Source organism: Cellulomonas hominis (assembly GCF_014201095.1).
Classification (GTDB): Bacteria; Actinomycetota; Actinomycetes; order Actinomycetales; family Cellulomonadaceae; genus Cellulomonas; species Cellulomonas hominis.
The window spans coordinates 3,670,896-3,697,162 of the sequence record NZ_JACHDN010000001.1; the positions used below are offsets into that span (position 1 = coordinate 3,670,896).

The 26,267-nt window shown below is 73.5% G+C and carries 40 protein-coding genes and 2 pseudogenes; 9 read left to right on the plus strand and 33 right to left on the minus strand.

What is annotated here, in order from left to right:
- Positions 1-30: 30 nt before the first annotated feature.
- The 4 genes from HNR08_RS17120 to HNR08_RS17135 form a co-directional block, all read right to left on the minus strand.
- A complete protein-coding gene (locus HNR08_RS17120) occupies positions 31-339 on the minus strand; it encodes a hypothetical protein (RefSeq protein WP_146837855.1) in 309 nt (102 codons plus the stop codon).
- 177 nt (positions 340-516) lie between these two features.
- Positions 517-1,050 carry a hypothetical protein gene (locus HNR08_RS17125; protein ID WP_146837853.1) on the minus strand — a complete coding sequence of 178 codons (534 nt, stop codon included), beginning with the start codon at positions 1,048-1,050 and terminating at the stop codon, positions 517-519.
- Positions 1,051-1,128: 78 nt separating this feature from the next.
- Positions 1,129-1,401 (minus strand): hypothetical protein, encoded by a 273-nt coding sequence (locus tag HNR08_RS17130; protein WP_146837851.1) that lies wholly within the window; start codon positions 1,399-1,401, stop codon positions 1,129-1,131.
- Positions 1,402-1,487: 86 nt separating this feature from the next.
- Complete coding sequence (locus HNR08_RS17135; RefSeq protein WP_146837849.1) at positions 1,488-1,838, minus strand: hypothetical protein; 351 nt, start codon at positions 1,836-1,838, stop codon at positions 1,488-1,490.
- Between the two features lie 94 nt (positions 1,839-1,932).
- Between HNR08_RS17135 and HNR08_RS17140 the strand changes: the two genes are divergently transcribed.
- Together HNR08_RS17140 and HNR08_RS17145 are read left to right on the plus strand one after the other, a co-directional pair.
- Positions 1,933-2,241 (plus strand): hypothetical protein, encoded by a 309-nt coding sequence (locus tag HNR08_RS17140; protein ID WP_146837847.1) that lies wholly within the window; start codon positions 1,933-1,935, stop codon positions 2,239-2,241.
- Positions 2,238-2,624, plus strand: coding sequence for a hypothetical protein (locus tag HNR08_RS17145; RefSeq protein ID WP_146837845.1), 387 nt, complete (start codon positions 2,238-2,240; stop codon positions 2,622-2,624). The genes HNR08_RS17140 and HNR08_RS17145 overlap by 4 nt, the downstream gene beginning before the upstream one ends.
- A 32-nt stretch (positions 2,625-2,656) precedes the next feature.
- On the opposite strand, the gene HNR08_RS17150 is transcribed toward HNR08_RS17145, so the two are convergent.
- Positions 2,657-3,562 (minus strand): hypothetical protein, encoded by a 906-nt coding sequence (locus HNR08_RS17150; RefSeq protein ID WP_183835167.1) that lies wholly within the window; start codon positions 3,560-3,562, stop codon positions 2,657-2,659.
- A gap of 45 nt (positions 3,563-3,607) precedes the next feature.
- Here HNR08_RS17150 and HNR08_RS17155 point away from each other — a divergent pair, with 45 nt between their 5' ends.
- Positions 3,608-3,934: a hypothetical protein gene (locus HNR08_RS17155; protein WP_146837841.1), complete on the plus strand. Its 327-nt coding sequence runs from the start codon at positions 3,608-3,610 to the stop codon at positions 3,932-3,934.
- A gap of 73 nt (positions 3,935-4,007) precedes the next feature.
- Here the strand turns inward: HNR08_RS17155 and HNR08_RS17160 are convergent, their stop codons facing one another.
- Together HNR08_RS17160 and HNR08_RS17165 are read right to left on the minus strand one after the other, a co-directional pair.
- The gene (locus tag HNR08_RS17160) at positions 4,008-4,472 is read right to left on the minus strand and encodes a hypothetical protein (RefSeq protein ID WP_146837839.1); all 465 of its coding nucleotides are present in this window, start codon (positions 4,470-4,472) and stop codon (positions 4,008-4,010) included.
- Positions 4,469-5,143, minus strand: coding sequence for an HNH endonuclease (locus HNR08_RS17165; protein WP_146837837.1), 675 nt, complete (start codon positions 5,141-5,143; stop codon positions 4,469-4,471). Before HNR08_RS17165 ends, HNR08_RS17160 begins: the two co-directional genes overlap by 4 nt.
- Positions 5,144-5,329: 186 nt before the next feature.
- On the opposite strand from HNR08_RS17165, the gene HNR08_RS17170 reads away from it, so the two are divergent.
- From HNR08_RS17170 to HNR08_RS17195, 6 genes are all read left to right on the plus strand, one after another.
- Positions 5,330-6,142, plus strand: coding sequence for a hypothetical protein (locus tag HNR08_RS17170; RefSeq protein ID WP_146837835.1), 813 nt, complete (start codon positions 5,330-5,332; stop codon positions 6,140-6,142).
- A 55-nt stretch (positions 6,143-6,197) separates the two neighbouring features.
- Entirely contained in the window at positions 6,198-6,773 is a 576-nt protein-coding gene (locus tag HNR08_RS17175) for a hypothetical protein (RefSeq protein ID WP_146837833.1), read from the plus strand.
- Between the two features lie 146 nt (positions 6,774-6,919).
- Positions 6,920-7,735: an abortive infection family protein gene (locus tag HNR08_RS17180; RefSeq protein WP_146837832.1), complete on the plus strand. Its 816-nt coding sequence runs from the start codon at positions 6,920-6,922 to the stop codon at positions 7,733-7,735.
- 58 nt (positions 7,736-7,793) lie between these two features.
- Positions 7,794-8,552 carry a hypothetical protein gene (locus tag HNR08_RS17185; RefSeq protein WP_146837830.1) on the plus strand — a complete coding sequence of 253 codons (759 nt, stop codon included), beginning with the start codon at positions 7,794-7,796 and terminating at the stop codon, positions 8,550-8,552.
- Positions 8,545-8,946, plus strand: coding sequence for a hypothetical protein (locus HNR08_RS17190; RefSeq protein ID WP_146837828.1), 402 nt, complete (start codon positions 8,545-8,547; stop codon positions 8,944-8,946). The genes HNR08_RS17185 and HNR08_RS17190 overlap by 8 nt, the downstream gene beginning before the upstream one ends.
- A 400-nt stretch (positions 8,947-9,346) precedes the next feature.
- Positions 9,347-9,544, plus strand: a complete 198-nt coding sequence (locus HNR08_RS17195; RefSeq protein ID WP_183835169.1) for a hypothetical protein — start codon at positions 9,347-9,349, stop codon at positions 9,542-9,544.
- Positions 9,545-9,575: 31 nt separating this feature from the next.
- Here the strand turns inward: HNR08_RS17195 and HNR08_RS17200 are convergent.
- The 26 genes and pseudogenes from HNR08_RS17200 to HNR08_RS17315 form a co-directional block, all read right to left on the minus strand.
- Positions 9,576-10,735, minus strand: a pseudogene (locus HNR08_RS17200) (IS3 family transposase).
- Between the two features lie 363 nt (positions 10,736-11,098).
- Entirely contained in the window at positions 11,099-11,326 is a 228-nt protein-coding gene (locus HNR08_RS17210; RefSeq protein ID WP_146840571.1) for a hypothetical protein, read from the minus strand.
- A gap of 119 nt (positions 11,327-11,445) precedes the next feature.
- On the minus strand, positions 11,446-12,168 hold the full coding sequence (locus HNR08_RS17215) for a hypothetical protein (RefSeq protein ID WP_146840570.1): 723 nt from the start codon (positions 12,166-12,168) through the stop codon (positions 11,446-11,448).
- Positions 12,169-12,232: 64 nt separating this feature from the next.
- On the minus strand, positions 12,233-12,526 hold the full coding sequence (locus HNR08_RS17220) for a hypothetical protein (protein ID WP_146840569.1): 294 nt from the start codon (positions 12,524-12,526) through the stop codon (positions 12,233-12,235).
- A gap of 541 nt (positions 12,527-13,067) precedes the next feature.
- The gene (locus HNR08_RS17225) at positions 13,068-13,697 is read right to left on the minus strand and encodes a hypothetical protein (RefSeq protein WP_146840568.1); all 630 of its coding nucleotides are present in this window, start codon (positions 13,695-13,697) and stop codon (positions 13,068-13,070) included.
- 83 nt (positions 13,698-13,780) lie between these two features.
- Complete coding sequence (locus HNR08_RS17230; protein ID WP_146840567.1) at positions 13,781-14,287, minus strand: hypothetical protein; 507 nt, start codon at positions 14,285-14,287, stop codon at positions 13,781-13,783.
- Positions 14,287-14,961 (minus strand): hypothetical protein, encoded by a 675-nt coding sequence (locus tag HNR08_RS21970; RefSeq protein ID WP_246803195.1) that lies wholly within the window; start codon positions 14,959-14,961, stop codon positions 14,287-14,289. Before HNR08_RS21970 ends, HNR08_RS17230 begins: the two co-directional genes overlap by 1 nt.
- Positions 14,958-15,446, minus strand: a complete 489-nt coding sequence (locus tag HNR08_RS21975; RefSeq protein ID WP_246803194.1) for a hypothetical protein — start codon at positions 15,444-15,446, stop codon at positions 14,958-14,960. Before HNR08_RS21975 ends, HNR08_RS21970 begins: the two co-directional genes overlap by 4 nt.
- Positions 15,447-15,819: 373 nt before the next feature.
- Positions 15,820-16,002 (minus strand): annotated as a pseudogene (locus HNR08_RS21980) (DnaJ domain-containing protein); the annotation flags it as partial.
- The gene (locus tag HNR08_RS17240; RefSeq protein WP_146840565.1) at positions 16,002-16,409 is read right to left on the minus strand and encodes a class I SAM-dependent methyltransferase; all 408 of its coding nucleotides are present in this window, start codon (positions 16,407-16,409) and stop codon (positions 16,002-16,004) included. The gene HNR08_RS17240 and the pseudogene HNR08_RS21980, both read right to left, overlap by 1 nt.
- Complete coding sequence (locus HNR08_RS17245; RefSeq protein ID WP_183835171.1) at positions 16,406-16,564, minus strand: hypothetical protein; 159 nt, start codon at positions 16,562-16,564, stop codon at positions 16,406-16,408. Before HNR08_RS17245 ends, HNR08_RS17240 begins: the two co-directional genes overlap by 4 nt.
- A gap of 312 nt (positions 16,565-16,876) precedes the next feature.
- Entirely contained in the window at positions 16,877-17,437 is a 561-nt protein-coding gene (locus tag HNR08_RS17250; protein ID WP_146840564.1) for an HD domain-containing protein, read from the minus strand.
- A gap of 477 nt (positions 17,438-17,914) precedes the next feature.
- On the minus strand, positions 17,915-18,304 hold the full coding sequence (locus HNR08_RS17255) for a hypothetical protein (protein WP_146840563.1): 390 nt from the start codon (positions 18,302-18,304) through the stop codon (positions 17,915-17,917).
- Between the two features lie 170 nt (positions 18,305-18,474).
- The gene (locus tag HNR08_RS22440; protein ID WP_276509386.1) at positions 18,475-18,603 is read right to left on the minus strand and encodes a hypothetical protein; all 129 of its coding nucleotides are present in this window, start codon (positions 18,601-18,603) and stop codon (positions 18,475-18,477) included.
- A gap of 200 nt (positions 18,604-18,803) precedes the next feature.
- Entirely contained in the window at positions 18,804-19,463 is a 660-nt protein-coding gene (locus HNR08_RS17260) for a hypothetical protein (protein ID WP_146840562.1), read from the minus strand.
- A complete protein-coding gene (locus HNR08_RS17265; protein ID WP_146840561.1) occupies positions 19,460-19,783 on the minus strand; it encodes a hypothetical protein in 324 nt (107 codons plus the stop codon). Before HNR08_RS17265 ends, HNR08_RS17260 begins: the two co-directional genes overlap by 4 nt.
- Before the next feature lie 34 nt (positions 19,784-19,817).
- Entirely contained in the window at positions 19,818-20,051 is a 234-nt protein-coding gene (locus HNR08_RS17270) for a hypothetical protein (protein WP_146840560.1), read from the minus strand.
- Positions 20,052-20,168: 117 nt separating this feature from the next.
- A complete protein-coding gene (locus HNR08_RS17275; protein ID WP_146840559.1) occupies positions 20,169-22,103 on the minus strand; it encodes a UvrD-helicase domain-containing protein in 1,935 nt (644 codons plus the stop codon).
- Positions 22,104-22,127: 24 nt separating this feature from the next.
- Positions 22,128-22,742 carry a hypothetical protein gene (locus HNR08_RS17280; RefSeq protein ID WP_146840558.1) on the minus strand — a complete coding sequence of 205 codons (615 nt, stop codon included), beginning with the start codon at positions 22,740-22,742 and terminating at the stop codon, positions 22,128-22,130.
- Complete coding sequence (locus HNR08_RS17285; RefSeq protein ID WP_146840557.1) at positions 22,697-23,242, minus strand: hypothetical protein; 546 nt, start codon at positions 23,240-23,242, stop codon at positions 22,697-22,699. Before HNR08_RS17285 ends, HNR08_RS17280 begins: the two co-directional genes overlap by 46 nt.
- Entirely contained in the window at positions 23,239-23,556 is a 318-nt protein-coding gene (locus HNR08_RS17290; protein ID WP_146840556.1) for a hypothetical protein, read from the minus strand. Before HNR08_RS17290 ends, HNR08_RS17285 begins: the two co-directional genes overlap by 4 nt.
- Positions 23,553-24,614, minus strand: coding sequence for a hypothetical protein (locus HNR08_RS17295; protein ID WP_146840555.1), 1,062 nt, complete (start codon positions 24,612-24,614; stop codon positions 23,553-23,555). Before HNR08_RS17295 ends, HNR08_RS17290 begins: the two co-directional genes overlap by 4 nt.
- Entirely contained in the window at positions 24,611-25,096 is a 486-nt protein-coding gene (locus HNR08_RS17300) for a hypothetical protein (RefSeq protein WP_146840554.1), read from the minus strand. Before HNR08_RS17300 ends, HNR08_RS17295 begins: the two co-directional genes overlap by 4 nt.
- On the minus strand, positions 25,093-25,422 hold the full coding sequence (locus tag HNR08_RS17305; RefSeq protein ID WP_146840553.1) for a hypothetical protein: 330 nt from the start codon (positions 25,420-25,422) through the stop codon (positions 25,093-25,095). Before HNR08_RS17305 ends, HNR08_RS17300 begins: the two co-directional genes overlap by 4 nt.
- A gap of 174 nt (positions 25,423-25,596) precedes the next feature.
- Positions 25,597-26,022 carry a hypothetical protein gene (locus tag HNR08_RS17310; RefSeq protein ID WP_146840552.1) on the minus strand — a complete coding sequence of 142 codons (426 nt, stop codon included), beginning with the start codon at positions 26,020-26,022 and terminating at the stop codon, positions 25,597-25,599.
- A gap of 15 nt (positions 26,023-26,037) precedes the next feature.
- Positions 26,038-26,244 (minus strand): hypothetical protein, encoded by a 207-nt coding sequence (locus tag HNR08_RS17315; protein ID WP_183835173.1) that lies wholly within the window; start codon positions 26,242-26,244, stop codon positions 26,038-26,040.
- Positions 26,245-26,267 lie beyond the last annotated feature (23 nt).

Genomic DNA, 26,267 nt, shown 5'->3' on the forward strand with positions numbered 1-26,267 from the left:
CGATCCGGTGCGGGCGCCAACGTGGTCAGGTCACGCCGGGTACAGGCACAGGGCGTAGCAGGCGTACGGCTCGGCGAACACCCCGATGCCCGCCATCTGGTCGGCCAGCTCGTGCGCAGCGAAGATCGCCCAGTCGTCCGGTCCGCCCTCGAGCAGGATCGTCGGGGTGGGGCCGGACGACGGCCAGTCCCACTCCGGGTTCAGCATCGGGCCGCTGGCGGTGTAGGCGGCGTCCTTCCCGGTCGGGGCAGGCCCGTCGTAGCCGAGCTTCGGGCCGAGCCAGGCGGCGACGAGCTCCAGGGCTCGGTCCTGCTGCTGTGAGGTGAGTCGCGTCTCCATGCCCTGCTGATGTGCGGCAGTGCGGGCCTGCGGCGTGGGTCAGCCCGCCAGTGAGAGGGCAGACCAGTGCCGTGCCAGGTCGCATCCGCCTGCGGCCACGTCGCCGTCGAGCGCTCCCATGCCGGCGCGCTCGTCGTCCGCGGGCGGCCCGGCGCCGGGTGGCGACTGGCTCCCGGGTCAAGACCGCACTGCATCGGCGGCCGCGGCGTAGGCCGAGCCCGTCGCCTCGACCCACTGCGGGCCGAGCTCGACGCCGTCGGGCTGCTCGGCCGCCGGCGGCATCGAGAGCCCGAACCACGCGGCGTCACCGACCAGGATCGGGTCGGGGTACAGGGTCCAGTGCCGGCCGCGGTCGTCGCGGCCGCCGTCGATGATGTTCGGCAGCCCGGGCGCTCCGGGCAGCGTGGCCCGGATGGTCGACATGGCCTGGTGCAGCGGGTCGGACTTGTAGGGACGCCAGCCGTCGCGGTGCCGGGTCCAGGACCCGGTGGCGGGCTTGCGGGCCGCGCCGATCCCGGTCAGCACGATGATCGTCCCGTCCCCGTGGCGGTCCGGAGCGCGCCACAGCTTCGCGCTGGCGTCCGGGCCGCCGTGCTCGTGGGCGAAGTCGAGCGCACGGATGCGGAACTCGGCCTCCAGGAGCGCGCGGACCTCCAGGGCGGCGAGGACGTTGGGGTCGGTGCTGGTGGCGTGCTGGGGGATGCGGGACACGGGGTGCTCCTTTGCCGGGACGGGGCGGGAAGGGTGGGCGGGCTCGCGATGCGGGGCGCGGGCGGCCGGGTGCGGGGGTCAGCGGCGCGACTCGTCCAGCGCAGTCCGGCCGGCGTCGGTCAGCGACACGCTCGAGGTGGTGGTCCCGATCCGCTTGGGCTCCACGCGGATCAGGCCGTTGCTCTTGAGCCAGTCCATCGGGGCCGCCTTGACCGGCGCCGCGGCGGCGCTTCCGCGACGCTCCCAGCGTGGCTCTCGGGCCCCGGCGGTCCAGGGCCAGTGGAGCACGATCAGTCCGTCGGCGACCTCGCGCAGGGCGGCGGCGCGGGTGGGGGTGAGCTTGGTAGGCATGGCGGCCTGGGTTCCTTCCCGGGTGCGGATGACGCTGTGCTGATGTGCGGCGCGCGCCGAGACTGTCGGCAGGGTCCGAGCGGGGGTTACCGGCGCCGTCGCAGGTAGGCCGGCCCCTCCCCACGGGCGGCGAGGATCTGGTCGCGGGCGTGCTCGACGGCGATCTTGCGCCGTACGGCGGTCAGCGACGCGGCGGTCAGCCGGCGCTGGTCACGGGAGTCCATGACGCCGGCGAGGTAGTTGCCGCCGGGGATCCGCAGGACCCGCCAGGGCAGCGGGACGGTCTCCAGGTCGGACTGGAGCCCGCGCACCCAGCCGCACCAGTGGACCTCCGGCCCCTGCGGGGTGGAGGCGACGGACTGCGGCCGCTGGCGTGCTCCGCGCACGAACCGCTCCTCGGCCCGGTCGATCCAGGCCGCGATGGGGTGCTCGCTCACGCCGTGCAGATGTGCGGCGCCCCACGCGCGAGCGTGCCGCACATCTCCACGGCAGCCGGCACCGGGACTCGCCCGGGCCCTAGAGGAGGTCGTCATGAGTACTCCGCACGCCTGCCCCGGCCGCGTCAGCACCGACCCCGTGACGGGGAACGACCCGGTCGTCGACGACCGGGCGGTGAGCGCGCTCGCGTGGACGCGGATCGCCCCCGGGCACTACGTCGCGGTCGGCATCGCGTTCGAGCACACCATCGTCAAGCAGCGCCGCGGTGCGGTACTCGTGTCCCTGCCGATCGTCGAAGGGACGGTGCCCGACCGGTTCGCCACCACGTGGCCGCAGAGCCATCACCGCAACGTCCGTGCCGCCAAGGATGCCGCTGCGGCTGTCGAGAAGCGGGCACGGTGACCGGCCGGCGGGTGCCGGCCGGTGCGGCCCAGCCCGGACCCGAGCGAGCGAAGCGCCTGCGATTCGTGCGCGGGTACGCGGGGCGGTACTGGTCCTTCGGCAACCGCTGGTACGTCGAGCTCACCGCCGTGGAGGACTCCGGCTGCGCGGGCTGGAAGGTGGTGGCCTGGCCGACGCTCCTCTCGGCGGATGGCTCCCGCTACGTCGACCGGCGCGCAGTCTCGATGCGGCGCCACCGTGCCAGGCTCCTGGCCGACGCGAAGTCCTGGGCGCAAGGGCTGGAGGACGGGAACCGGACCACCGGCTCCTGCGACGAACGTCCGCCGGAGCACGTGCGGCACGCTGGCGCCACGACCCGATCCGGGCGACGCCGGGCGCGGTGATCCGCGGCACCAACGTGCAGGTCTGGTGACCCTCAGCCGGGCTGTCCGGCTTGCGAGAAGCCGGTCCGGCGGCGGGCGAACATCGACGCCGTCGCTGGCCCATGCGCCGAGCACGGACGCCCCACCAGGCCTCGTACCGCGGCCGCGAGGTCGCCGGTCGCCGCGGCCGGCCCGGCCACGATCGTGCCAGTCTCGTCGACGCTGACGTGTCCCCACTCGAACAGGGCGTCGCAGCCCAGCGCGCACGCCAGCATCGCGACCTCGTCGAAGCGGCGGCGCTCGGCGTCGGTGAGTTCCCGGCGCGGGGCGATGTGGGCCGCGACCAGGAGCTGCTCCGGCAGCCTCCGCCCGCACAGCGCGCAGGGTGCTTCTGCCCGCCCGTGCAGGAGATGGCGGCGCAGCTCGCGCTGCTCGGTGCGGACCGTCGCGAGCGCCGCGGCGTCGGTCGGGCCGGCGCCCTCTGGCGCGGGCAGCCCGAGCACGCTCTCGGCGACCTCCGCGATCCCCAGCTCGGCGAGCAGGGCGGACCCTTCGCTGTCGGTGAGCGTGCTGATGAACCGCCGGCCGGGGCGCCCGGTCCTGTCGAACGGGCCGGGGGAGCCGGCGTGCACGATCTGCGCGGCGCGGCGTCCGGGCAGCGACAGTCCGCGGTGGGTGGGTTCAACCCGCACGAGCCAGCCGTGGTCGAAGTCCTGGGGCCGACCCTTGCTCGTGTAGCCGACGGCGGGGCGCGGGGCGTCTTCCGCTGCGGAGGAGACCCGACTCACTGCGCGGATGGCCTGGCCGCCGTAGTGGAACACGATGTCGCCGCGCGCGAGCTCGGTGAGCCGCACCCAATCGGATCGGTCGGTTCCCGCCGGGTTGGCGCCCGCCCACAGGGTGCCCTCGTCGATCACCACCTTCCAGTTCGTGCTCTGGCTGGCCCACCAGTACGCCATCGACCTCACCGCTCCTTCGTGCTCGCGGTCGCATGCTGCCAGGTCGTGGACGCCCGGGGTGGGGAGTTCTGTACGCGACTACCGGGCTTCGAACGTGTGTTCGATACTGGCGCGGTGGGGATCGATCGGGTGCCGATGCGCGACATGGCGCGCCAGGTGCCGCCGTCCGTGATCACGGGTGCACGGGTGACTCGCCCGGACGAGCCACCCCAGGTGCGTGCCTGGATCGTCGACGGCAGAGCGCGCGACGTCGAAGTCGACGGCGAGGCGGTGGCATGGACCCCGAGAGCGGTGCACGTGCACTACGTCGACGCCCACGGTCGCGAGGGCTGGGTGTGGGTCTGGGCCTCCGCGGTGACCCGGCGCCCCTGACCATGGCAGCATGCCGGGAGTCGGCCGAGGGGGCAGCGGCCGTCACTCGCTCCCAACCCCTCGGAATTCGGGATCACCCGGTGCGCCACCTCCGCAGCGCCCGGGCCCACCACCGCACCGGCGAAGGGCTCGGGTCGAACGAACCGTCCAGGTTCTTGCGCCACGTCACCCCCGCACCGTCGGTGAACTCCAGCCACTTGGTGAAGGGCAGGTTCGTTCGCGGGCCGTACTCGGAGATCGCCAGCGACGCCTGCGGCATCACCGGCCCGTGGATCGACTCGGCCTCGTACTCCTCGCCTTCTTCCGAGGTCCAGCTCGGGATCCGCACGTTCGTGATCGGCAGCGCCGAGGCGTTGTGCACGTTGAAGACGGTGGACCCGTCCTCGTCGAACCCGTCCTGCCAGAACGCCACCAGCCCGGCTTGCTCACGGCGCCGCGCCCGGGTCTCGTTCCTGGTGAGGTGCACCGCGTAGAGCAGCGCGCCTCCGGTCAGGAGGGCCGCGGCCCAGTCCGCCAGCGACCCCATCTCGAGCGTCACGCGCCGAGCTCCTGTCCCTCGGCACGGGGCGCGCCGAGCCCGTCGAACTCGTAGGCGACGGTGGACGCTGCGATCGCCCCCGGCGCCGCCGCAGCGTCCACCGCGCGCATCCACTCGCGCTCGTGGGAGCCTAGATCGGGCCGGCCGGCAGCGTCCCACAGCGGGCGGTACGAAGAGCTGAGCCCGTCCCAGTCGCGGTGCGACGGCTCCAGGGTCAGCTCGAACCCGGCGTCGGCCATGCGCAGGTCAGCCTTGCGCAGGTTGCACGACCAGCACGCGCACACCAGATTCGCTTCGTCGAGGCTGTGCCCGCCGAGCGCGACGGGCACGACGTGGTCCAGCGTCGCGGACAGGGCCGCGTAGACGGGGTGGGCGACGCCGGCTCTCCAGTTCGCCTGGTAGGGCAGAGCCGCCGGGTGCAGGCGGGAGAGCAGCCGCAGCATCGCCGAGAGCACGACCCGCCGCCCGCAGTAGCGGCACTGGTAGCGATCGCGGGCGTAGACCCGAGCGACCGAGCGCACCGACGGCTCGCGGCGGACTGGCACCACCGCGGGCGCGAACGCCAGATCGGTGAGCGCCTGCTGCTGCGCGGCCTTGTCGTCTGCGAGGAGCGCGACCGAGAGCGACTGGACGGCGGCGAGCATCTGGTCGACGGGGGTGGGGTCGGTCACGCCGACATCATGTCGTGCGCCGCGGTGTCTCAGGGTGCACTTCGGCTCGACGAGGGCGTCGGCGGGCGGGCCTGCATGACCGGACTGGGAGGTTCGCAGCGCACCTGAGCAGCACGACGCCATGCCGCACATCCCAGTGAGGTGACCCATCACCTCGACGGAACGCTGGCGCATACCGCCAGCGACATGCTGGAGATGCTGCGGCGGCACTACATCGCCGAGGGCCGACCTGCCGCTGGGGTGTTCGCCTCGGAGATCCAGGCCCCGGACTCCTACCGGCGTGCCGACCTCATCTGGGCGCCGGTCGTCCCCTCGGCCGGCGATGGCATGGTCGGGCACGAGATCAAGGTGTCCCGCTCGGACGTGCTCGTTGAGCTGACCGACCCGATGAAGTGCGAGGCGTGGGCGCAGTTCTGCACCCGGTGGTGGCTGGTCGTGTCCGACCCGGCGTTCGTAGCGGGCCTGGATGTGCCTGAGACCTGGGGGATCATGGCTCCGCCGTCCGGCAGGCGCACCCGGTCGATGACCGTGATCCGGCCGGCCCCTGCGCGCAAGGTGCATGACGCCGGCCCCGGGTGGAAGCGCGTGCTGTCCTGGCAGCACCACCACCTGTCCACCGAGGTGCCGGAGCTGCAGCGAAGCCTGCGGTACATGACCGAGGACCGCGACCGGTACCGGCAGCAGGCGCACGAGCTGTCGTACTCGGCGCGCGAGACCCCGCAACATCAGCGGGTGTCGAACATCATCAAGCTGCTCGACGTGGAGATGGCCAAGCACCAGCCGTACGACGGCCCTCTGCCTTGGCTGTCCGCTCACCACGACGCCACCGACGAGCAGATCGTCGAGGTGCTCCTCGACGTCATGCGATCACGCAAGGTGGCCGAGCAGGTTCGCAGCGAAGCCGACGCGGTCCTGCGCGCGCTGGACCGCGTCACCGAGGCCACGGCGAAGCAACGCGAGCGGCTGGCGCACCTCGCGGGCCTTGCCGGCGGCGAGTGACCCGCACATCTATCGGTGCGCAGAGGCACCACAGGTCCCAGGAGGCGGCACTCGCATGAGCATCTTCGAGCAGATCCTGCAGGCCCACGGCTACGGCGACATCACCGACGGCGGGATGGTCGAGGGCACCCGGCCGGACGGGAGCAAGCTGGGCCTGTTCCGGTGGGGCAACACCAAGCACGCCGAGGCGGACCTCATCCCGCGCGCCTACCTCGTGGTCGTCCTCACCCACTCCGGGCGGTTCCGCCTCCCGACGGTCGTCTGGGAGCCGTGGCTGCCCGTCACCGACCAGACGCCGCGCCCCTCTGCTGAGGTGCGGGCCGAGTTCGACGAGGTGTTCGGCCCCGCGCTCGACATGCCGGTCGAGCAGGCCGTGCAGCACCTGAGCGCCGCCGGCCCGCGGTACGACATGGACTGGGGCCTGCGCAAGGCGCTGAAGGAGGCCGGGCTCACCTACCTGGGGTTCCACTCGCGCAACACGCCGGTCTGGTCGCCCTCGCGCGCCGAGTACCGGGTCTACGGCGAGGGTGGCGAGCTCGTCGTGCGCCGCGACACCGCGGAGCGCCGCGTGACGCTCGCGGGCATGGCCTTCGACGACGTCGTGGACTGGCTGCGGCGAACCGCCGTCTGAGCGGCTGCGTGGATGCCCCGGCGCGCCGCCGGCCGGGGCGCGACCGGAACGATACCAAGGCGCCTCCCGCGTGTCCGGGCCTCGGCGGCCGGAGTGACCTGTGCGGGGCGACCTGGCGGGTCGGTGCTCGCCGCTACGGTTGCGCCATGAGCAGCGCCCCTGTCAGCGACGACATCGCGGCGGCGATCGCCGCCTTCTTCCACGCTGGCGTGGGGCCCTCTCACTCCGCGGTGTCGAGGGCGCTCACCTCGGCAGGTCTCGACGACGGATACGTCTATCGGCCGAACGCCCAGGGCACGAGCAAGGAGCAGCGGGTGCTGGCGGCGTTCCGCCGCGCAGAGCGGGAGGGCGGCGGACGCAGGCTGGTCGAGGGGTTCCTGTCGGCCCTGCGGCACGAGGCCCTCGTCGGGGCGCCGGCGGATGCGCGGTCGGACAACGAGAACCGCCTGCGCGTCGCGCTCGGCCGGGCCGGCTGGATGCTCAACGAGGACGGTCAGCTACGTGCGTTCGCCGGCGCCGACCTCGACACCGGCGGCCGCGAGGCGCTCGACGAGAGCCTGGCCAGGCTCCGGGCGAGCACGTCGGACCCCGCGCTGCTGATCGGGACCGCGAAGGACCTGCTCGAGTCGGTCGCGAAGTTCGTGCTCGAGGAGACCGGCATGGGCGTGCCGTCCTCGATGGGTTTCGACGCGCTCTGGCACATCGCGCGGGAGCGGCTCGGTGTGCTGCCCGAGCGGGTCGACAAGACGTTGCCCGGCTTCGCGGAGATCCGGGCGATCCACCAGTCGTCCTGGACCATCGCGAAGAACGTCAACGACCTGCGCAACCTGCAGGGGACCGGCCACGGACGGACCCTGCCCACGGGCGTCAGCGAGGACCTGGCGCTGCTGGTCGTGCGTGAGGCGTGCAGCGTGGCCGAGTACATGCTGCGCCGGCTGGACGCGGAGCACGGCCGCACCTGACCAGGGCGCGTCCGGCCGCCTCCGCCGCGCTCTGGGCGTCGCCGCACATCCGTAGCGCATGAGCACGACGAGCGCGCTGCGCTGGACCCGGGAGCGACCTGGCCGCTACACGGCCCTGGGCGAGCGCGCCGCGTACGCGCTCAGCCGGTACAAGACCAGCTGGAGCCTCGCCCAGCTCGCCGTCGCAGAGCACGCCGGCGGACGCAGCGCCGGTGAGGTCACGGCGACGGAGCACCGCATCCCGACGCTCGCCCTCGCCAAGGCGATGGCTGGCCACCTCGAGTCCGGGCTGGCGGTGTACGACGCGGTCGCGCGGACCTACCGCGACGCGGCCGACCAGGAGCAGGCGGCCCTCGACGCCCGCGCGCTCGCCGCCTTGCCGGACCGTATGACCGCCGACGGAACCCACCAGCGCAGCGTCGTGCCCGGCGCCGGACCGGCCGGCGAGCTCGACGTCCAGCGGATGGCCAGGCTGACCGTCGCGCTGGCCGACCGGTTCGGTGTCCCGGCGCCGCGGGTGATGAGCGACGTGCAGGCCGGCCCTGTGGCGCACGGTGCGCTCAAGCTGGGGAGCTACTCGCGCGAGGACGACGCCGGCGTGATCCGGCTGTACACCCTGTACCTCGACACCGGCTCGATCCTGCAGGTCGCCGCGCACGAGTTCGCTCACCACCTGGAGTGGGAGCGCGGCGCCATCACCGGTTACGACCCGCGCGACGCCCACGGACCCCGGTTCGTCGCGGTGTGGGACGAGGTTCGCGCCGCTGCCCGAGAGCTGGTCGCGACCATCCAGGCCGTGGAGATCGGCCGTGGCTGACCTCGACGCCGACGGCCTGCTGACGGTCCCGCTGGACCGGTTCCTCGAGCTGATCTGCAACCCGCTGGCCGACGACCCGTGGGGCGTCGGACCGATCACCGCGGCCGAGGTCTGGGCGGAGATCGAGCAGCCGACCGAGCCGGACCACGGACACCGCGCGGACGAATGGTGCCACGGGTGCGAGGTGCGCCGCGTCGCGCACTTCGTGGCCAACGGGGTGCCTGAACTGGACGACCACCCGATCTGCGTCGACATCGGCCTTCGCGGCTACACGCCGCGGTGGCCCCTCGTCGACGGCAACCACCGCGTCGCCGCCCTGGCCGTCCTGGGCTCGCCCACCGTGCGCGTCGCGGTCGTCGGCGACGTCGACAAGGCGATCGCCTGGCTGACCTGATCCGTCGCAGGGCCCAGGCCTGATGCCCCGCACATCTACGGGGCATCAGGCGTCACCGGCGGCCCAGTGAGACCTGCCTGCTGCCACCCGGGCAGCTCGGCACGAACCCTGCCTCTGAGCCGGCCCGCTCCGCATCCTTGGCCAGGTAGGAACCCCACCATGATCACAGAGCACCATGACACTGCCATCTTCGACGACGGGAACCACCTGGCAGCTGTTGGCGTGCCGCTGCAACCTGTGCCGATCGACGCATCCAAGCTATTCGTTCGCCGGGGTGGCCACCTGCTCCAGACGGACGCTGCTCACTGGGAGGCACTCGACTTCGTGCGCGTCGCAGCACCCGGTCCGACGGTGCCCCCGGAGCACCGGGCCCCGCTGGTGGCTCGCGAACGAGGGGCTGGTGCTGGTCTGGAGACGCTACGACGACACGTTCAGCAGCCACCCTGGGATCCGGCTGCTACGCCGCGGTGTCAGCAAGGGGTACGCCCGGGCCGCGAACGTCAACATCGTCGGCTCGGACAGCGGGGCGGACATGATGATCTCGCCGGTCTCGTTCTGGGTATGGGCGTGGTGCGACGCCTACCCGAACGGAGCCTGACCCGGTTTCCCGGACAGTTGCGGTGTGGTGATCATGCCGCCGCGGTGGCGGCGGTGTGTAGGTCCTCGAAGTCGTTCGGGGACCGGTAGCCGAGGCCGGAGTGGCGTCGGACGGGGTTGTAGAAGCCCTCGATCCACTCGAAGATCGCCGAGGCGAGCTCCTCGCGGGAGGACCAGGCGTGGCGGTCGAGCAGCTCGCGCTGCATGCTCGACCAGAAGCTCTCCATCATGGTGTTGTCGACCGAGGACGCGACTCGGCCCATCGAGCCGAGCAGGCCGGCCTCGCGCAGCCGGTGCCCGAAGATCCACGACGTGTACTGGCTTCCGCGGTCCGCGTGCACGATCGCACCTGGTGCGGGGTGGCGCCGCCAGATCGCCATCTGCAGGGCGTCGACGACCAGCTCCGAGCGCATGTGGTCCGCGATGGACCACCCGACGATCTTGCGGGTGAACACGTCCAGGACCGCGGCGCAGTAGACCTTCCCGGTGCCCGTGGGGTGCTCGGTGATGTCGGTGCACCACAATCGGTCCGGGCCGTTGGCGGTGAACCGCCGCTGGACGAGGTCGTCGTGCGGTGCTGGCAGCGGTCGTTGCCCGCAGCGTTTGCGCCGGTGGCAGACCCCTATCAACCCGGCCGCGCGCATCAGCCTCGCGACGCGTTTGCGTCCGCAGGCGACCCCGAGCCCGAGACGCAGCTCGGCATGGACTCGCGGGGCGCCGTAGGTCGCCCGCGAGCCGTGATGGATCGCCGTGATCGTCGCGGTCAGCGCCTGGTCGGCGATCGCGCGGGTGCTCGGCGGTCGGTTCATGGCGTCGTAGAGCCCGGAGCGGGAGATCCCGAGGACCCGGCAGGTCGCCGCGACGGGCACCCCGTCAGCGGCCAGCTCTTGGACCAGCCGGGCGCTCATTTTGGGAGGACGTTCTCCCGGGCGAAGTACGCCGAGGCCCGCTTGAGGATCTCGACCTCCATCTCCAGCACCCGGTTGCGGCGCCGCAGCTCGACCAGCTCGCGGCGCTCGTCGGAGCTCACGCCCTCACGGCGACCGGCATCGACGTCGTCCTGGGCCATCCACCGGCGCAGACACGACTCGCTGATCCCGAGATCGGACGCGACCTTCGCGACCGGCTGCCGACCCGAGCGGGCCAGATCCACTGCTCGACGCCGGAACTCCGGCGGCTTGGCTGCAGGCATCCCAGACTCCCTTCCCGAGACGATCATCGCCTCGGACCAGGTGTCCGGAGAAGCGGGTCAGGCTCCAACCTCTCCAGCGCACTCGAGGAGGGCGCGGCCGTTAACGGCATGGAGGTCGAGAGTTTCTCTCGCGCGTTCGCTCGAGACGTCACGGACATGCTCCGGCTTGGCCGTCTCGCGCTTGACGGGGCGCTGGCCTGATGGGGCTTCGCTTGGCGCGCACGTGGTCCAGCAGCTGCTGGCCGTAGGCGACCATCTGGATCGGCAGGCTGCACCCGTTCAACAGCGACGAGCAGTCCCGGATGTCGTGCACGGGGCAGGTCGGGCGGACCTCACGGGCGGCGCCCGCGGCGGTCAGGTCCATCAGGTCTCCTCGGTCGAGGCCAGGACGGTCAGGTGGGTGAGCAGCTCGCGGCGACGGGCTGGGGCCAGGTCGGCGTCGAACGCGAGTGCCTGGTGCAGCGCGGTCGCCGCGGCCCGGCGTCGGGCGCTCGTGGGCACGTCCCGCGCCCCGGCGACCGACAGGGTCGCCAGGGCGCACTCGCGGGCGAGCGACCGGATGTCCGGCAGGCCCCGCCGGGTGGTCTGCATCGAGTCGATGACGGCGTCGACCTTGATGCCCAGGGCGGCCAGAGCAGCCAGCCGGTACGCGGGAACCGAGGCCAGGTGCAGGGGCTCGGTGGCGGCATGAAAGGCAGATGTGCGGCAGCTCAGCCGAGCGCCTCGAGCGCGGCGAACAGCTCGGCCACGGTCTCGAAGGTGCGGCTGGCCCCGGCGCAGGAGACGACGACCTGGGACTCCGTCTCCCAGGTCTCGCACCCCCACAGGTTGTTCTCGCTGGTCTCGCGGCGGGTGTGGACCGTGCCGGTGCCCACGCCCAAGAGGGCCCGGACCCGGGTGTCGAACTCCGAGCCCGTACCGGCCACCTCGACCGTCTCGATCGAGGTGGGGTACTCCTCGGTGTCGCGCCGCTCCTCGACGACCCGGAAGTCGACCTGGCGGATGGCGTCCCGAACGGCCTTGGGTAGTGGTGGCGTCCACGGGGCGTCCAGATCGACGCGGGCGAGACGGTCGACCAGGGCGTCCTCGTCGGCGACCTCCGCCCAGCGGTCACCGCTGCGAAGTCGCAGGCGAGTGCTGGCGTGCACGGTCGGCGGCTCGGTGCTGCGGTCGGTGTTGCTCTCGTGCACCAGCTCGACCCGGACGGGGTCGCAGCTGTTGAGAGACCGCTGGGCGCGGATGAGCTGTTCGCCGTCCAGGTGGGCGCGGCGGGTCTCGATCCGGGTGTCCGTGCCCCTCCAGCTCCACTCCTTGACCTCCGGCTCGCCCCAGCTGATGCCGGGTGCGGGGAGCTCCGCGGGCGACTCGTCGTGCGCAGCGGCGCTGAACTGGCCGCCGGCGCGCCGTCCGGCAGGGACTCGGGGCTGGGTCATGGCAGGTAGATGTGCGGACCGGCGCGCCGTCAGGCGCCGGCGGCGACGGCGATGGAGGTGGGGGTCAGGCTCCGGCGGCCGCGAGCTTGCCCGCGCGGTAGCGGTCGGCCGTGCCGGCGTCCATGATCAGGGTGCGCAGCGGCGTGTTGGCGAGCGCGATGTCGAGGTCGCGGTGCACGTCGTACGCGATGTGCGCGTACGTCGCGTGGTCGTCCACGCTGACCTTGGCGATGCCGGCGGCCGCCGTCTGCTCGATCCGGTCGGCCACCTCGCGCAGCGCCCGCGCCGTGTCGGCCACGTGCCGCGTGATCTCGGCGGCGAGGTGGGCCTCGACGTCGAGCTGGTTGGGGCTGGGCATCGCACGCTCCTCTCGGTGCAGGCGCTGCGCCTGCGGTGCCGATCGTATGTGCGGCGCGGGCCCCAGCCGGGCCGCAGCGATCGGGGGTGGGCACGAGGATGGTCCCTCGCGCTTCGGGGGTGCGCCAGCCGGGGCCTCGGTCGGTGGGTGCCAGGAACCAGCTGAGGCCCCGTGTGCGGGTCGCGTCGTCGCGGACGTCGAGCGGCGTCGAGGGTCAGGAGAACCGGGCGCCGACGATCAGATGTCAGCGCCGTCGGCCAGACCTCGTGCACCAGGGCTGTGAGCTCGGGCGTCCACAGCATCCGGCCACGGCCCGCCACAGCGAGTCGGACGTTCGCCCGCATCGCCTCGATCTCGCTTCCGTCCCTGCGCCATGCGCGCGACTTGCGCGGCGCCGAGTACAGCAGCGCGTCGGCGCTGGCCCGACCCCACAGGGCCTCCCACGCGGCCGCGGCCCGGATCCGGTGCGCGGTCTGCGCGAGCCGGTCCTCACGGCGGGTCGGCTCGTGGTGCTGGTACCCGTCGCCGACGTCGATGTCGATCAAGCGGTGGGGATCGCCACTGCCGTCAGGGTGCCCGGGGTGACCTCGGTGAGGCCGTTGTCGCGGATCGCGACCGCACCCGGCCGCGCCGCGAGCAGCCGCAGGTGGCCAGGGCCGGTGAAGGCGAGGTGCAGCCCGGTGCTCACGCCCAGGACACGCTCGACCGCGGAGCCGTCCGCCTCCAGCGCCCACCCGAGCAGGGCGTGCGCGGCCTGCGCCGCGGCCTTCCCGGTCGTCAGGGTCTCCAGCACGGTGACGGACACGCCGGCGACCGGCGCCGGTGCCGGACGCGTGCGCTCGAGGTCGGTGCTCGCGACCTGTGCCTTGGCGACCAGCTTGGGCAGGTCGACCATCCGCATCGGCGCGAGCGCGACGCCCCGGGACCCACCCCAGCGGACCTCGTGCCCGCCGAGCTCGGCGACGGCCCGGTCCAGGTGCGCGGCGCTCGCGCGGCGGACCGACTTGGTGAACGGACCGGACAGCCAGGCGTCGAAGGCGGCCTGCTGGTCTGCGGTGCGCCGCGCCCACGCGAGGACGCACGCACGCGCCGCGGCCTCCACGGTCAGCTCGTGGGTACCCGTCTTGTCGACGAGGATCGGCATGACCCAGTCGGTGCGCAGCTCGCTCATGATGACTCCCGGATGCCGTAGGCGAAGGACAGGTCGTTGTAGAGGTCGGTCGGGTAGGCCGCCACGCCGAAGTCGTGCTCGGCTCAGAGCGACGGGTCCGCGGGCGAGCCCGGCCCGTCCTGAGCGGCGCAACCCAGGGCGTCCAGGACCAGGTCGCGGTCGGCAGCCGCGGCGGCCCGGCCGTTCTCGTCGCCGGCCGTGTGGTAGGTCTGGTTGAACAGCCTCAGGGCCGCGTCCCGCGCGGCGCCCGAGGCGGGCTGCAGCGCGGCGTTGTGGGCCTGCGCGATCGCGGCCGCCTCCGCGTGGGTCAGGTTCGCCAGCGCGTGCGTGACGGGGTACCCGTCGCTGCCGACGACGTCGTAGGAGTTCGCGGGCCGCGAGTCGCGCTCGTGCAGCGGCTCGACCCGCCACACCGTGTCGGTGCGCTCGAACTCGTCGTTGGCGCGCACGTGGTCCAGCAGCTGCTGGCCGTAGGCGATCATCTGGGTCGGCAGGCTGCACCCGTTCAACAGCGACGAGCAGTCCGGGGTGTCGTGCACGGGGCAGGTCGGGCGGACCTCACGGGCGGCGCCCGCGGCGGTCAGGTCCATCAGGTCTCCTCGGTCGAGGCCAGGACGGTCAGGTGGGTGAGCAGCTCGCGGCGACGGGCCGGGGTCAGGTCGGCGTCGAACGCGAGTGCCTGGTGCAGCGCGGCCGCTGCGGCCCGGCGTCGGGCGCTCGTGGGCACGTCCCGCGTCCCGGTGACCGACAGGGCCGCCAGGGCGTAGTCGGATGCCAGCGACCGGGTGTCCGGCAGGCCGCGGCGGGTGGTCTGCATCGAGTCGATGACGGCGTCGGTCGCGGCGTCCAGGACGCTCCGCTGGTCCCGGACGGGGTGCTCCCACAGCGACCGGGTGCCCGGCAGGACGCAGCGGGTGGTCTGCACCATGTCGATGACGTCGTCCAGGGCCCGCCAGCCGGTGCGGCGCAGGAAATCGACCGCGCTCTCGCCGGGCAGCGGATCCGTGGCGGGGTGGGACTGCTCGGCGGGCTCCTTCCCGGCCTGCAGCACGTTCACGCTGCGGCGCCGCACGATTCCGACCGCGGGCGTCACGCGGAGGTCGGCGTCGTCCGCCGCGAGGATCGCAGTCGTCGCCGAGTGGTTGGTGGTGGCGTACGCGCGCAGCTGCGCGATCGCCTCGGCCGGCTCGGCGGTGCCGTGCAGCATCAGGCCGGAACCCGAGGGCTGGCCGGGCACGGAGACGGCGGTCATGCGCTCGGTCATGAGTTCTGCTCCGGGCTCGGGGTGGGCGCCATCGCGTCGTGGATGCGCGCGAGGCGCTCGATCCGCTCGGGGGTCGCGTCCAGCCCCAGCTGGGCCAGCGTCTGGCGGATCTCCTGCTCGACGGACTCCGGCGTCGAATCGGCCAACAGGCTGCGCGCGATCACCGTCGCCCCCACACCCGGCTGCCCGGGGCGGTGGGTGCGTCCCTCGCGCTGGGGCGCGGCGCCGATGACGTCGTCCAGGGTGTGCGTGAGGGTGGCCGGGCGAACCGGGCCGGGTCGAGCAAGCAGGGCGCGCCGGTCCTCGTCGGACAGCATCGGCCAGCTCTCCTCCGTGAAGATCTGGGCCGTGATGCCGCGGCCGTTGGCCGGGCGGCCGAAGTACATCGCGGCGGCGCTCGGGGAGATGCCCTGGGGGAGCAGGGGCGCCGGCAGGGGCTGCCCGTTCGTGGTGCCGATCGACTCGGGGCTGTGCGGCTGCGTCACGGGCTCGCCTCCTGCTCACAGGCCCCGGAGCGGAGCCTCTCGCCAGGCCTATGTGCGGCAGGCGCGGTCGGCCCGCAGTGAGGTCGTTGACGGCCTCGCCGCGCAGGCTGGGCTCGAACTGCCCGCCTGCGCGGACGCCGGCGGGGGTGCGGGGCTGGTCGCTCATGCCGGGTAGACGTGCGGCCCAAGGGGGCTCACAGGCCCCGGGCTCGGGCGCGGACGGTGTCCGCTGCTGTGGCGGCGGCGGCCATGCGGCGGGCGGCGTGGCCCACCCGGCGGGCTGCGCGGGTGCCGGCGGCGCAGCGGCGTGCGGCGTCGGCGGTCCGGGCGCCCACGGGTCGGCCCTGGCGGAGAGCGAGGCGTCGTACGCCGCGCGGCGCACCGGGTCGGTCAGGACCTCGCCGGCGCGCTGGACGAGATCGAACTGGACGTGCGAGGCGACCCCGGTTGTGTCCGGATGCGTCGCCCGTCGCTGGGCGGCGAATGCCCTCTTGATCGCCGCTGCGTCGGCACCGGGCGACACACCCAGGACGTCGTAGTACGTGGGGTGGTCCATCAGGACTCCTTGGCCGTGTCGGGCTCGGATGCGGCGAAGACGTACGGGCGCAGGTACTTCTCGCCTGTGACCTCCTGGGCGTCGGCGTGCGCCCGGGCCAGGAAGCGGCCGGCTCGGCCGGCGAGATCGGCCAGCCCGGCCTCGTGGGCCCGCTCTGTCAGCAGGCCGACGGCACGGATGGCGCGCCGCATGCCGGCTTCCCCGCCGCCCAGAGGGGGCAGGCGCACGTCGAGCCCGGCGGTCAGGTCGGCCAGGACCCGAGGGGTCTGCCGGATGATGGCCTGTCGGATCCGGCGCGCATCGCTTCCGGGCGGAGCGACTGGGCTGCAGGCAGCGGTCAGCAGCGTGAAGGTCGTGCCCGCCAGAGCGTGCGCGAGTGCGCGGGCCCTGTCCGGCTCGGAGGTCACAGCGGCCTCCGGTAGGTCTCCAGCTGCTCCAGGACGTCGGCGAGCACCTCCACCGGGACGTCGTACAGGTGCGTGACGATCTCGGCCTCAGTGGCGCCGGGCGCGGTCGCCGGCAGCGAGAGCGCGATGGTGGTGCCCGTGGCGAGGGTCTTCATGTGCCTGCCCCGGTCTTCTTCACGGTGCTGGCCGGGTGGTTGCGGGCACCCCTGGGCCACCCGCCGTGCCGAGCACGGAGGAAGCCCGCGTGCGTCCACTGGGCGCTCTGGACGCCGGAGCGCGCCTGCCGAGACCCTCGCAACGCGCGGCGGGTGAGGGCAGCCTCGAGGTCGTCCATGATCGGTGAATGTGCGGCACGCGCTCCTGCGGCGGGCGGCCTGCGGTCGGCGTGCGCGGGTCTCGCGGACAGGGCTGCACCAGAGGCTGGACCGCGCCAGTCGGGGCGGCGGCGAGTGAGCCGGCCGACAGGCTCAGGCCCATGCCGGCTCCGCGTCCTCCCGGACCAGCAGGCTGTACAGCCGGTCCAGGTAGCGGCGCTCGGCCTCCTGGGCGGGCAGCGGTCCGATGTCCACCCCGAGGGTTCCCAAGGCCTCGGTGTCCCACGGGGCGGGCGGCTCGGACAGCAGTGCGGCGCGCTCGTCGAGGCAGATGCGGATGTCGGCGTCGTGCACCGACGACGGGATCTGCGCCGAGATGCCGAACCGCTCCGCGATCGCCTTCCACACCACGTCCTCGATGTCACGGAAGGCCGGGACGTGGTTCTTGAGGGGGCGGATCATGTCGCCGATGTACGCCTCGGTTGCGTCGTGCAGCAGCGCGTGCAGCTGGTCGCGCACTGGGACGGCCCACGACATCAGCAGGCAGTGCTCCGCCACGGAGTAGTGCTCGCGGGTCATGCCGTTGTAGCGGCACTGGTAGGCCAGTGCGTGGGCGATGTCCCGCGGGTCGACCTCCTCGGGTCGCGGGTCGAGCGGCCAGAACTGGCGGCCGGTGTAGGTCTGCATCCAGTCGCCGGTGCGGGTCTGCGGCACGGGTCCTCCTCGGTGGTGGGTCAATGGAGCGGGCGCGTGCCTGCGACCGTGCACGGCAGGCGGCGACTCGCTCGGGGGCGCCGGGGATGCCCAGGTACGGGCACACCGGGAAAGGCCTGGCGTGCACCGGCACGGTGGCCGTGGCAGTCGGGACGTGCCCGGGCGCCGGTGGCAGAGCACGGGACCAGATCGCCGTAGCGGGCATGTCCACGAGGACCACGGCCGCGAGCAGGCGCCGCTCGATGGCCACGAGAGCCGCTCCCGTGAGCAGCCCGCCGGAGTAGCCGACGACCGCGGCCGTCCCGGTCGCCGCGCCCACGTCCGTGGCACCGATCCCGTGCTGGGCGTCGGAGGGACTCTCGAGCACGAACCCGCTGGCTGCGACGAACACGGCCAGCGCCGTTGTGGCGAGCGCGGCGGCAGCCGCAAGCAGCAGCGCGAACGCGATCGCGAACGGGTGCGCCGCCCGGATCCGGGTCACTCGAAGGCCCCCTGCTCGGACATGTCCCGACCGCCGTAGTACCTCGCGCCGTAGGCGTCGCGGCTGGCGTGAGGGTCGGCCGCGGCGTCCATGAGGGCGTCGTAGACGTGGGCGTAGGTCTGCCGGGCTGGGTCGGAGAGGTCGTTGACGGTGCGCCGCCAGGCGATGATGCGTCCGCCGGGCAGCCGGAGCACCAGGAACCGGTCGGCGATCGCCAGTGCGGCCGCCTCGCGGGCGCGCCGCATCGGGTCGTCGGTGAAGCGCGGCCGCCACACGGCCGCCTTCGCCCGCAGCACCAGCAGCCCTCGGAGCACCAGCAGGACCAGCCCGAGAGCTGCGGCGATCAGGAACGGGGTGGCGAACCCGCCCCAGTAGGCAGCGCTCACTGCCGCGGAACCTGGTTCGGATCGGTCGCGGGCATCACGGTCCTCCTGCGGTGTACGGGTCACGTCCCCTGGTGGATGTGCGGCAGCTACGCAGGCCGGATCGGCGGCGCGGAGTTCGTGGCGGAAAACCCCGCCCGGGCGGCAACCTCGTCGATCGTGGTGCCCACCGTCTACTCCTCGAGGCTGGCGTGCTCGCGGGCGTAGTACTCCAGGTGCTCCTGCTCGGTCGGGGTCAGCACCACGCAGGCATGCTGGTGGCACCGCCGCCCCAGGCCGACACCTTCCGGTTGCACCGCCACATGAACCCGAAGGTCGCGGCGGAGTGCTTTCGGGTCGCGGACAGGCCGCCGTACCGGGCCGGTGCGAAGCAGACCGGTACCAGGTTCGCGCGCCGCTCGGCGGCCGGGACAGCCACCTCAGGCCTGCGCGCGCTGCTGGGTGGCCAGCAGCCGTCGGGCGCGCCAGTGCCAGGCGCGCAGCGCGGCCACGAGGTTGCCGTTCACGCCCGCTCCCACCGCGCGGTCACGCTGACGCGGTTGACCACGCGCGGGTCGCTCATCCCGGACGGATCCGACCAGTGGCGGGTCTGGGCCAGCATCGCCCTGGCGACCTCCTCGGTCTGGGCCGGGTCGACGTGCATGTCGTCGGGCAGGCCCCACGAGGTCGGGACGGTCCAGCCCAGACCCCAGGTGGTCTCCACCTGCGCGCTGTAGGCCGCGTGCACGGCAGCCAGTCGCCGCGTCAGGGCGTCCAGGCGAGCGCGTTCGCGCGCGAAGGCGGACGCCTCGGCGGCGTACCGCATCGCCCAGGTCGAGCGCCCCCCGACGCGGTTGGCCTCGGCCAGGTACTCCCCGGGGGTGTACCGGATCGCCGGGTCCAGGCCGAGATCGAGCACGTCTGCGATGGTCCGCAGCAGCGGGTGCTCCGTCCCGGGGGCGTCGTCGGGCGTGAAGCCTTCAGCGAACCGCACGGGGGGCATCCCGGCCGCGGACAGCTCCTGCACGGCCCGGTGGTACTCGGACCGGCGGATGAAGGAGGCCAGCTCGTCGGCACCGGCCAGGGTCATGCCCTTGTGCCGGGCGGCCCACAGCACGTGCACCAGGGCCGTGTGGTCGCCCTGCCAGGCCTGGGGCAGCACGGGAGCGGTGTCGGCGCTCACGACTGCTCCGGTGCGTCGGTGACCAGCCGGTACCCCGTCGAGGTCGGGCGCATGCGCCGGACCTTGACGGTCACGACCTTCCCGCGGCCGTCGGCCGGCACCCACTGCGCGCCGACGAAGGCACCGCGCGAGCGCCCCGGCGCCTTCGCGTCGTCGATCAGCCGCTGGTCGTCAGCGGAGTTGGTCAGCTGCTCCAGGCGGGCGACCTCGTGCCCGGCGGCGTCGGTGAGGACCTCCAGGACGCGCAGGGTTCGACCCGCACAGCGAGGGTCGTTGTCGGCCCAGACCTGACCGACCCGGACGGGGGTGTTCGTGCTCATGGATAGGGGATGTGCGGCATGGGCGCGATGTGCGTCAGCCGGCGGTGTGCGCGGATCGCCGCATGAGGTCGATCAGGACTGCGAGGGCGGCCGGCCACACCAGCACCAGCGTGGGCGCCAGCACGTACAGGTAGTCGGTCGGTCGAGGGTCCTTCAGGAATCGGTGGCCGTGGGTGTGGTCGAACCGGACCAGGGCCAGGCACACGACCACCCCGATGGACAGGTAGGCGATCACGTAGGCGTTGCGGGTGAGCTCGAAGCCGTCCATGGCTGCCACCTCAGGCTGTCAGCGGCCGGCTCGCCGGCGACCCGGTCTCGTGACCCGTAGATGTGCGGCGCCGGGAGACGAACGCGCCCCGCGGTTGGTCCGACCCCGGGGTAGGACCTAGACCCTCCCGGTCCGGGCGAGCTCGGCCTGCTCGGTCAGCCAGGCGGGCACGGAGATCTCCCAGGGCAGGGTCAGCGACCAAGTCGCAGCCTCGGTGAGGACCTCGGCCCGGGCCCGTCGCACCCCCTCGAGCACCAGGGCGTAGACCTCCTCGGCGCTGTGGTGTCCGGCGGTGATGGCCTCGAACAGCTCGCGGGCCGCGGCCGGCACGTTCGCAGAGTCCGGCACGCCGGCCAGCTCGGGCGTAGCCGGCTGCGGAAGCCTGGACGGTTCAGCCGCCTGCGGCGGGGTGGGCGACTCGGTGCGCGACGCAAGCTCAGCCCGGTCGACCGGCTGGTAGGCCATCGCGTACCCCAGCGACCCGATGTCCAGGGCGCGCCTGGCGCGCGTCACCGCCACGTACGCGAGCCGCAGCTCCTCGGCGGCCGGGATGGAGACCTGACCGTCCTCATCGATCCGCGGCTGGGGGAAGTCGTCGCCGATGCGCGCGGCGTCCCACTCCAGGCCCTTGGCCTTGTGAGCGGTGGTGATCAGGATGTCGTAGCGCGCCGCGGTGCCAGCCTGGTCGACGTCGACGAGGCGGTCCACCAGCCGCAGCAACCGGTGGATGTCGACCTTGCCGACCAGCTTCACGATCCGGGCCACCACGCCGCCGGAGTCCTTGCGTGCCTCCTCCAGCACCTCGCCCCAGCTGGCGAACTCGGCCAGGTCCTCGTGGATCACGCTGGGCCGCTTGAGGTGGTCGCGCAGGTGGCCGACAGTCTCCGCCAGCGACGTCAGGTCGGCCTTCATCCCCTTGGGGACGCCGATGACCTTGCGGGCGCGGTCCAGGTCGATCGCCTGCTCGAGCAGGCCGGCGTTGGTTCGCACGATGACGGCGTCCGGGGCCGCGATCGGGCCGACGTCCGTGTCCGGTCCGAGGCCCTCGACGCGCTCCTCGGTCTCCAGCAGGCACAGGAAGCAGTTGGCGATGTGGGCGACCTCGGACCCGAACCGCCAGGACCGGGTCAGCGCAAGCGTGGTGTCGACCTCCACCTTGGCCAGGTAGTCCACGGCACCACGCCAGGCGTAGATCTGCTGGTTCTGGTCGCCCACGATGACCTTCTGGATCGGCTGGGACGCGACCAACGCACCGAGCACCGGGGCGGTGTCCTGGGCCTCGTCCAGCAGCACGATGCTCGCCGGGTACCTGGCGCCGGAGCCGGGCTGGTCGAACCGGGTGCCGGCCAGTGCCCAGAACTTGACCTCCTGGTCGAAGGAGACCGCCAGGTGCCCGTCCGGGTCGGTGACCTTCGCCCACCAGGTGTTCACCTGGCCGAGCACGACCTGGCAGACCTTCAACCAGTGCCGCTGGAAGGCGGCGGCTTCGGCCTCCTCGGGGTCGTCGCCGGCACGACCGGCGGCCTGCCGGGCCCGGTAGGCGGCCTGCGTGAGGGCCTCGCGCAGCTCTGGGAACTCGGCGGCCGCGGCCTTGGGCACGTGCCGCCACGTCGGCTCGGGGTCGGCCGAGATGCACCAGCGTGTCATGGTCGCCCGGGTCAGGCGTGCCAGGTCGTAGGGGCTGGCGGCGCGCAGGCCGCCCAGGTACACGTCGCGGTCGATGCCGAGCTCGGCGATGAGCTCGCGCATCGGGATGGCGCGAGGCTTCATGCGCCGATGCATCCACCCGGGCACGCTGCGGTGGGCCATGGCGTTGGCGGTGATGGCCTCGACGTTGGCGGGCATGCGCCCGCGGGCCTCGTCGGCCGTGACCTTGTTGAACGCGAGGTACAGGAGGCGGGCCTGGGGCTGGGTGACCTGGAGGTGCTCGGCGATCGCGGCGAGGATGCTCGTCTTGCCGGTGCCGGCCAGGGCGAGCACCGCGACGTCCTGGCCGTCGGCGACGGCCGAGACGATGGCCTGCTGCTGGTCGGTCAGGGGGTGCGCGCCCAAGGTCTGCTCCGCTCCGGTCGGGGTCTAGACCTCGCGTATGTGCGGCGCGCTGCCCTGCAGGTCCGGCACGGCCAGCCAGGAGGACTCCAGCACCAGCAGGTCCGCCTGCGGGAGGCGTCCGTGCAGCCGGTCGGCGACCAGTGCGCGCAGCAGCGCCTCGCTGGCGTAGACCGGCACGTCGCGGACCTCGCGGCGGAAGCGGCGGTCGTCGAGGAGCCGGACCGGCAGCCAGGCCCAGATGACCCAGCCGACCCAGACGCCCAGCTGGATGGCCAGCGGGTTGCCCTCCCACGGCCAGCGCAGCAGGGAGACGGCCAGCATCGTGACTACCCCGACGACGACCGCGAGGCTCAGGATGCGGTGCAACCGGGACAGGGCCGGGTGGGCGGCACGGTGCTCGCCCTCGCGGGCCTCCTGGCGGGACATCTCCCACAGGTAGCCCAGCGGCTGGCCGGGCTCCTCGGCCTGACGGACCTGCTCGATCAGCTCCTCGACTCCGGCCGGGTCGACGGCGAGCGCAGACCCGATGGCGGCGTTCCCGGCCCGGTCGTGCCGGCGGGCGTGCTCGGCCAGGGCGGCAGCCTGCTGCCAGGTCAGGTGGGCGGCGGCGGACCAGCGGTCCGGTGCGGTGGCGTCCATGGCGGGCCTATGTGCGGCGGCCTCGCCGGGGGAGGCTGGCTCACCCGGCTGCGGTCGCGGCCTCGCGCAGCCGGTGCCGGGACCGGCGCCCACGGCCCGACCAGCCGGCCCGCCATGCGGGCCCCGTCCAGGCGGTACTGGCCGCGGTCGCCGGTGTAGCGGTCCACGGCCTCCTGCGCCTCGTGGCGGCGGTAGCCCTCGCGGGCGTACGGGGCGGAGGTCTCGAGCCGGTCGAAGTCGCCGTCGGTGAAGGTGCGGGTCTGCACCGCCCACTGCCAGTCCAGGTGGGCCACCGGCAGCCCGGCAGCCTCCAGGGCAGCGAGCATGGCGGCGGCCACCTGCGCGTCGGTGGCGTACAGGTCGCCGTCGGGCCCGGTCGCGGTCCACGGGGCGGGCCCGTCCGGGCCGCGGGTCCACAGCAGGGCCGTGCCGTCGCCGGTCGGCTCGGCGAAGACCTGCCCGGCAGTGAAGACCGCGGCCGCGGCCAGGCCCGCGCTCATGCGAGCGTCCAGCCGGCCTTGGTGAGCACCTCGCTGACCCACTGGGTCCAGGCGGTGTGGCCGCCGTGACGGTCGCGCCGCGACCCGGCCAGCTTGGAGCGGATCTCCCGGGTGAGGGCGTGCACCTGCCCGGGGGTGAGCGGGGTGTCGTCGATCGCGATACCGGCGCGGGCCAGCGCGTGGCGGGCCTTGTCGTTCCAGACGGTGCGGGTCGCGCCGACGTAGGGGACCGGGCAGCCGCGGTGCTCGGCGGCCATCGCGGCGCCCAGGACCTCGATCCGCTGGGTGGTCTGCAGGGTGGCGGTGAGGGTCACGGGGTCTCCTTCGTGGTGGCGGTCAGGGTGACGCCGGCGCCGGTCAGCGCGTCGGTCAGGGTGGCGAGCCAGTCCTCGCGCCCGGTGGTGGTCTCAGCGGCCGCCATGACGTCCTGGCAGACCTGCTCGAGCTGCTCGTGGCTGATCGGGGCGTTCAGGTCCACGTTCGCGCCGCGCAGGATGTTGGCCATCGCGAGCGTGAACGCCCGCCGCAGCGGCCCAGTGAACGGCTCCCCGGCGTGGACCTTGGCCGCGGTGGCCTCGGCGAGCGCGATCACGCCGGGGTGCATGGTCAGGTCGACCGGCCGGACGGTCGGCATGCTCGGGTCGGCGAACCCGGCGAGGGTCAGCATCCGCCCGGTCCAGGCGATCCACCGGGCCTGCTGGGTGGAGGTCTTGAAGCAGCCGCTGGACTCGGTCATCTTGTCGTAGACGCCCTCGGCGATCCGCTCCCGGGCCGGCGGTCCGATCGGGGCGTCCAGGTCGGCGATGCCGGCGTCGGCGAACATCTGCAGGGCCAGCGTGTACCAGGGCGACAGGTCGGCCCAGGTCATCGGGTACTCGCTGCCGCGGTACTTGTGCGCCAGCGCTGTGGCGAACGCACTGACCCTGTCCCGCCGGGCGTTGAGGGCGGCGACGGGGTCGGGCGCGGGCGTGACGGAGACCTGCCCGGAGGCCGGGGCGGGCCGCTGGTCGGTCTCGGTGACGGCCGCGAGTACCGCCCGGGTGAGCTCGTGCGGGTCCAGGGGCCCGCCGGCGGCGGCCTGGGTGGCGATGTAGGCGGTGACGGCGGCGGCTCCGGCGTCCAGCTGGGTCAGCCGCTCCAGCGCGTACGGGAACGGCTCCTTCGGCGGGGTGGGGCCGTCCAGCCGGGTGTCGTGCACCAGCACCTCGATCCCGGCCGCGGGCCGACCCAGGGTCAGCAGGGCGAGCTCGACGGCGTTGACCAGCTCCAGCCCGTCCTCGATGCTCTGCAGGGCGGCTCCGCCGGGACAGGCCAGGTCGGTGGAGACCGACGCTGCGGTGCGGGAGGTGGTGAAGCGGGCGATGACGCTCACGGGTGCTCCTTCGGGGTGCAGGTGATGGCGACGGGCGGGCGAAGCATCTGCTCGTCGGACAACGGCGGATCCGGGGTGCCGGTCGGGCCGGGCCGGTGCCACAGCTCGTCGGGGCCCTTGATCCGCTCGATGCCGTAGGCGTCGAGGCGGACCGCGCCGGCCGGCTGAGCGGCCAGGTCCTCGGGGCTGGCGGGCTGGCCGACGGCCTCGGCGTGCGCGCACCAGCCCTCCAGGAACACGTGCCGCAGCGGCCGCAGGTTCGCCCCGGGGTACAGGGCGCTGGCGCGGGCCATGCCCAGGGCTGTGTCGGCGACGACCTGCTCGTCGGTGCGGGCCGGTGCGGGACCGGTCAGCAGGCCGCGCAGCCGGGCGACTTCCGGCGCCTCGGTGTCGAAGTGGCCCTCCCACTCCCGGCACAGCGCGTCGATGGCGGCCAGCCGGGCGCGGGCGGCGGCCAGCTCGGACCGCAGGTCGGCGCTCACCGGGCGGCCCGGTTCCGGGTGCCGGTGCGGGCGCAGCGCCCGGACTGGTCGACGGCGCAGTGCTGGTGGACGTCGGCCCGGCGGCGCCGGTGCTCGGCGTCCAGCAGGCCCTCGATGCGGGCGATGACCTGCTCGGCGCCCAGGTCGTCGGCCGGGTCCAGGGCGTGCATCTGGTGCAGTGCGCCGATGATCTGCTCACGGGCCAGATCGGGGTGGTCGGCCAGGGTCAGCAGGTCGTACTCCTGCCGGTTGCTGCGGATCGGGCGCCCGTTGCCCCAGTCGATCAGCACCCCGTCGTCCTCGCGGTCCAGGGAGGACAGGTCCACAACCCGTCCCACCCTGCCGGGGACGGCGCAGGCATCCCGGCGCAGGAAGTCGTCACCGCGGACCAGCACCACGAGGGCGCCCATGGGCGGGCGGGGCGGTCGCGGCGGTGCGGGCGGAGTCGGGGTGCGGCGGCGCGTCACGAGCGGTCTCCAGGAAGGTTCGGGATGGGCAGGTCAGGGGAGCAGCCCGGCGCGCCGCAACGCGGCCACCACGTGCTCGGCCAGGTCGACGTCGTCGGCGGTCGGGACCCGCGGGTAGCCCGCACCGCCGCCCCGTAGGTGGTGGGCGACCGCGACGGCGGCCACCTGCTCGGCGCCCAGCGGGGCGGCGTGCGCGGAGGGGATGTCGGCCCGGCCGCGGTTGTGCCCGGGGGGCAGCGGGCAGCCGCCCCAGGCGCCGCACGGGTCGGGGTCGGGTGCTGGCGGCGGCGACATCCGGTAGGAGGGGATGCCGATGCCCGAGGGTGCACCGTCCGAGCCGGTGGCGTACCACAGGTCGTAGCGGCCCTTGGTCCGCTCGATGCCGTCCTGCCCGGTGCGGGTGGATCCCTCGGGCAGGTCGTCGAGCTCCGGCCACGACGGGACGGTCGTCACGCTCATCGGTGCCCCTTCGTGTCAGGCGGGTCCGCCGGCCGCGGGTGCGGCACGCACCCGGGCGCGCTGGGAGGCGATGTCGATGCTGATGACCGACGCCTGGGCGAAGCCCTCGTGCCGCGAGTGGCCCGAGTTGATCGTCTTGGTGGCCGTGTCGTAGGCGGCGAGCTTGGCGTCCTCGCTGATCGGCAGCGAGTCGATCAGCTCCGAGGCCTGCGACTCGTTCACGAGCGTCCGGGCCCTACCCCCGG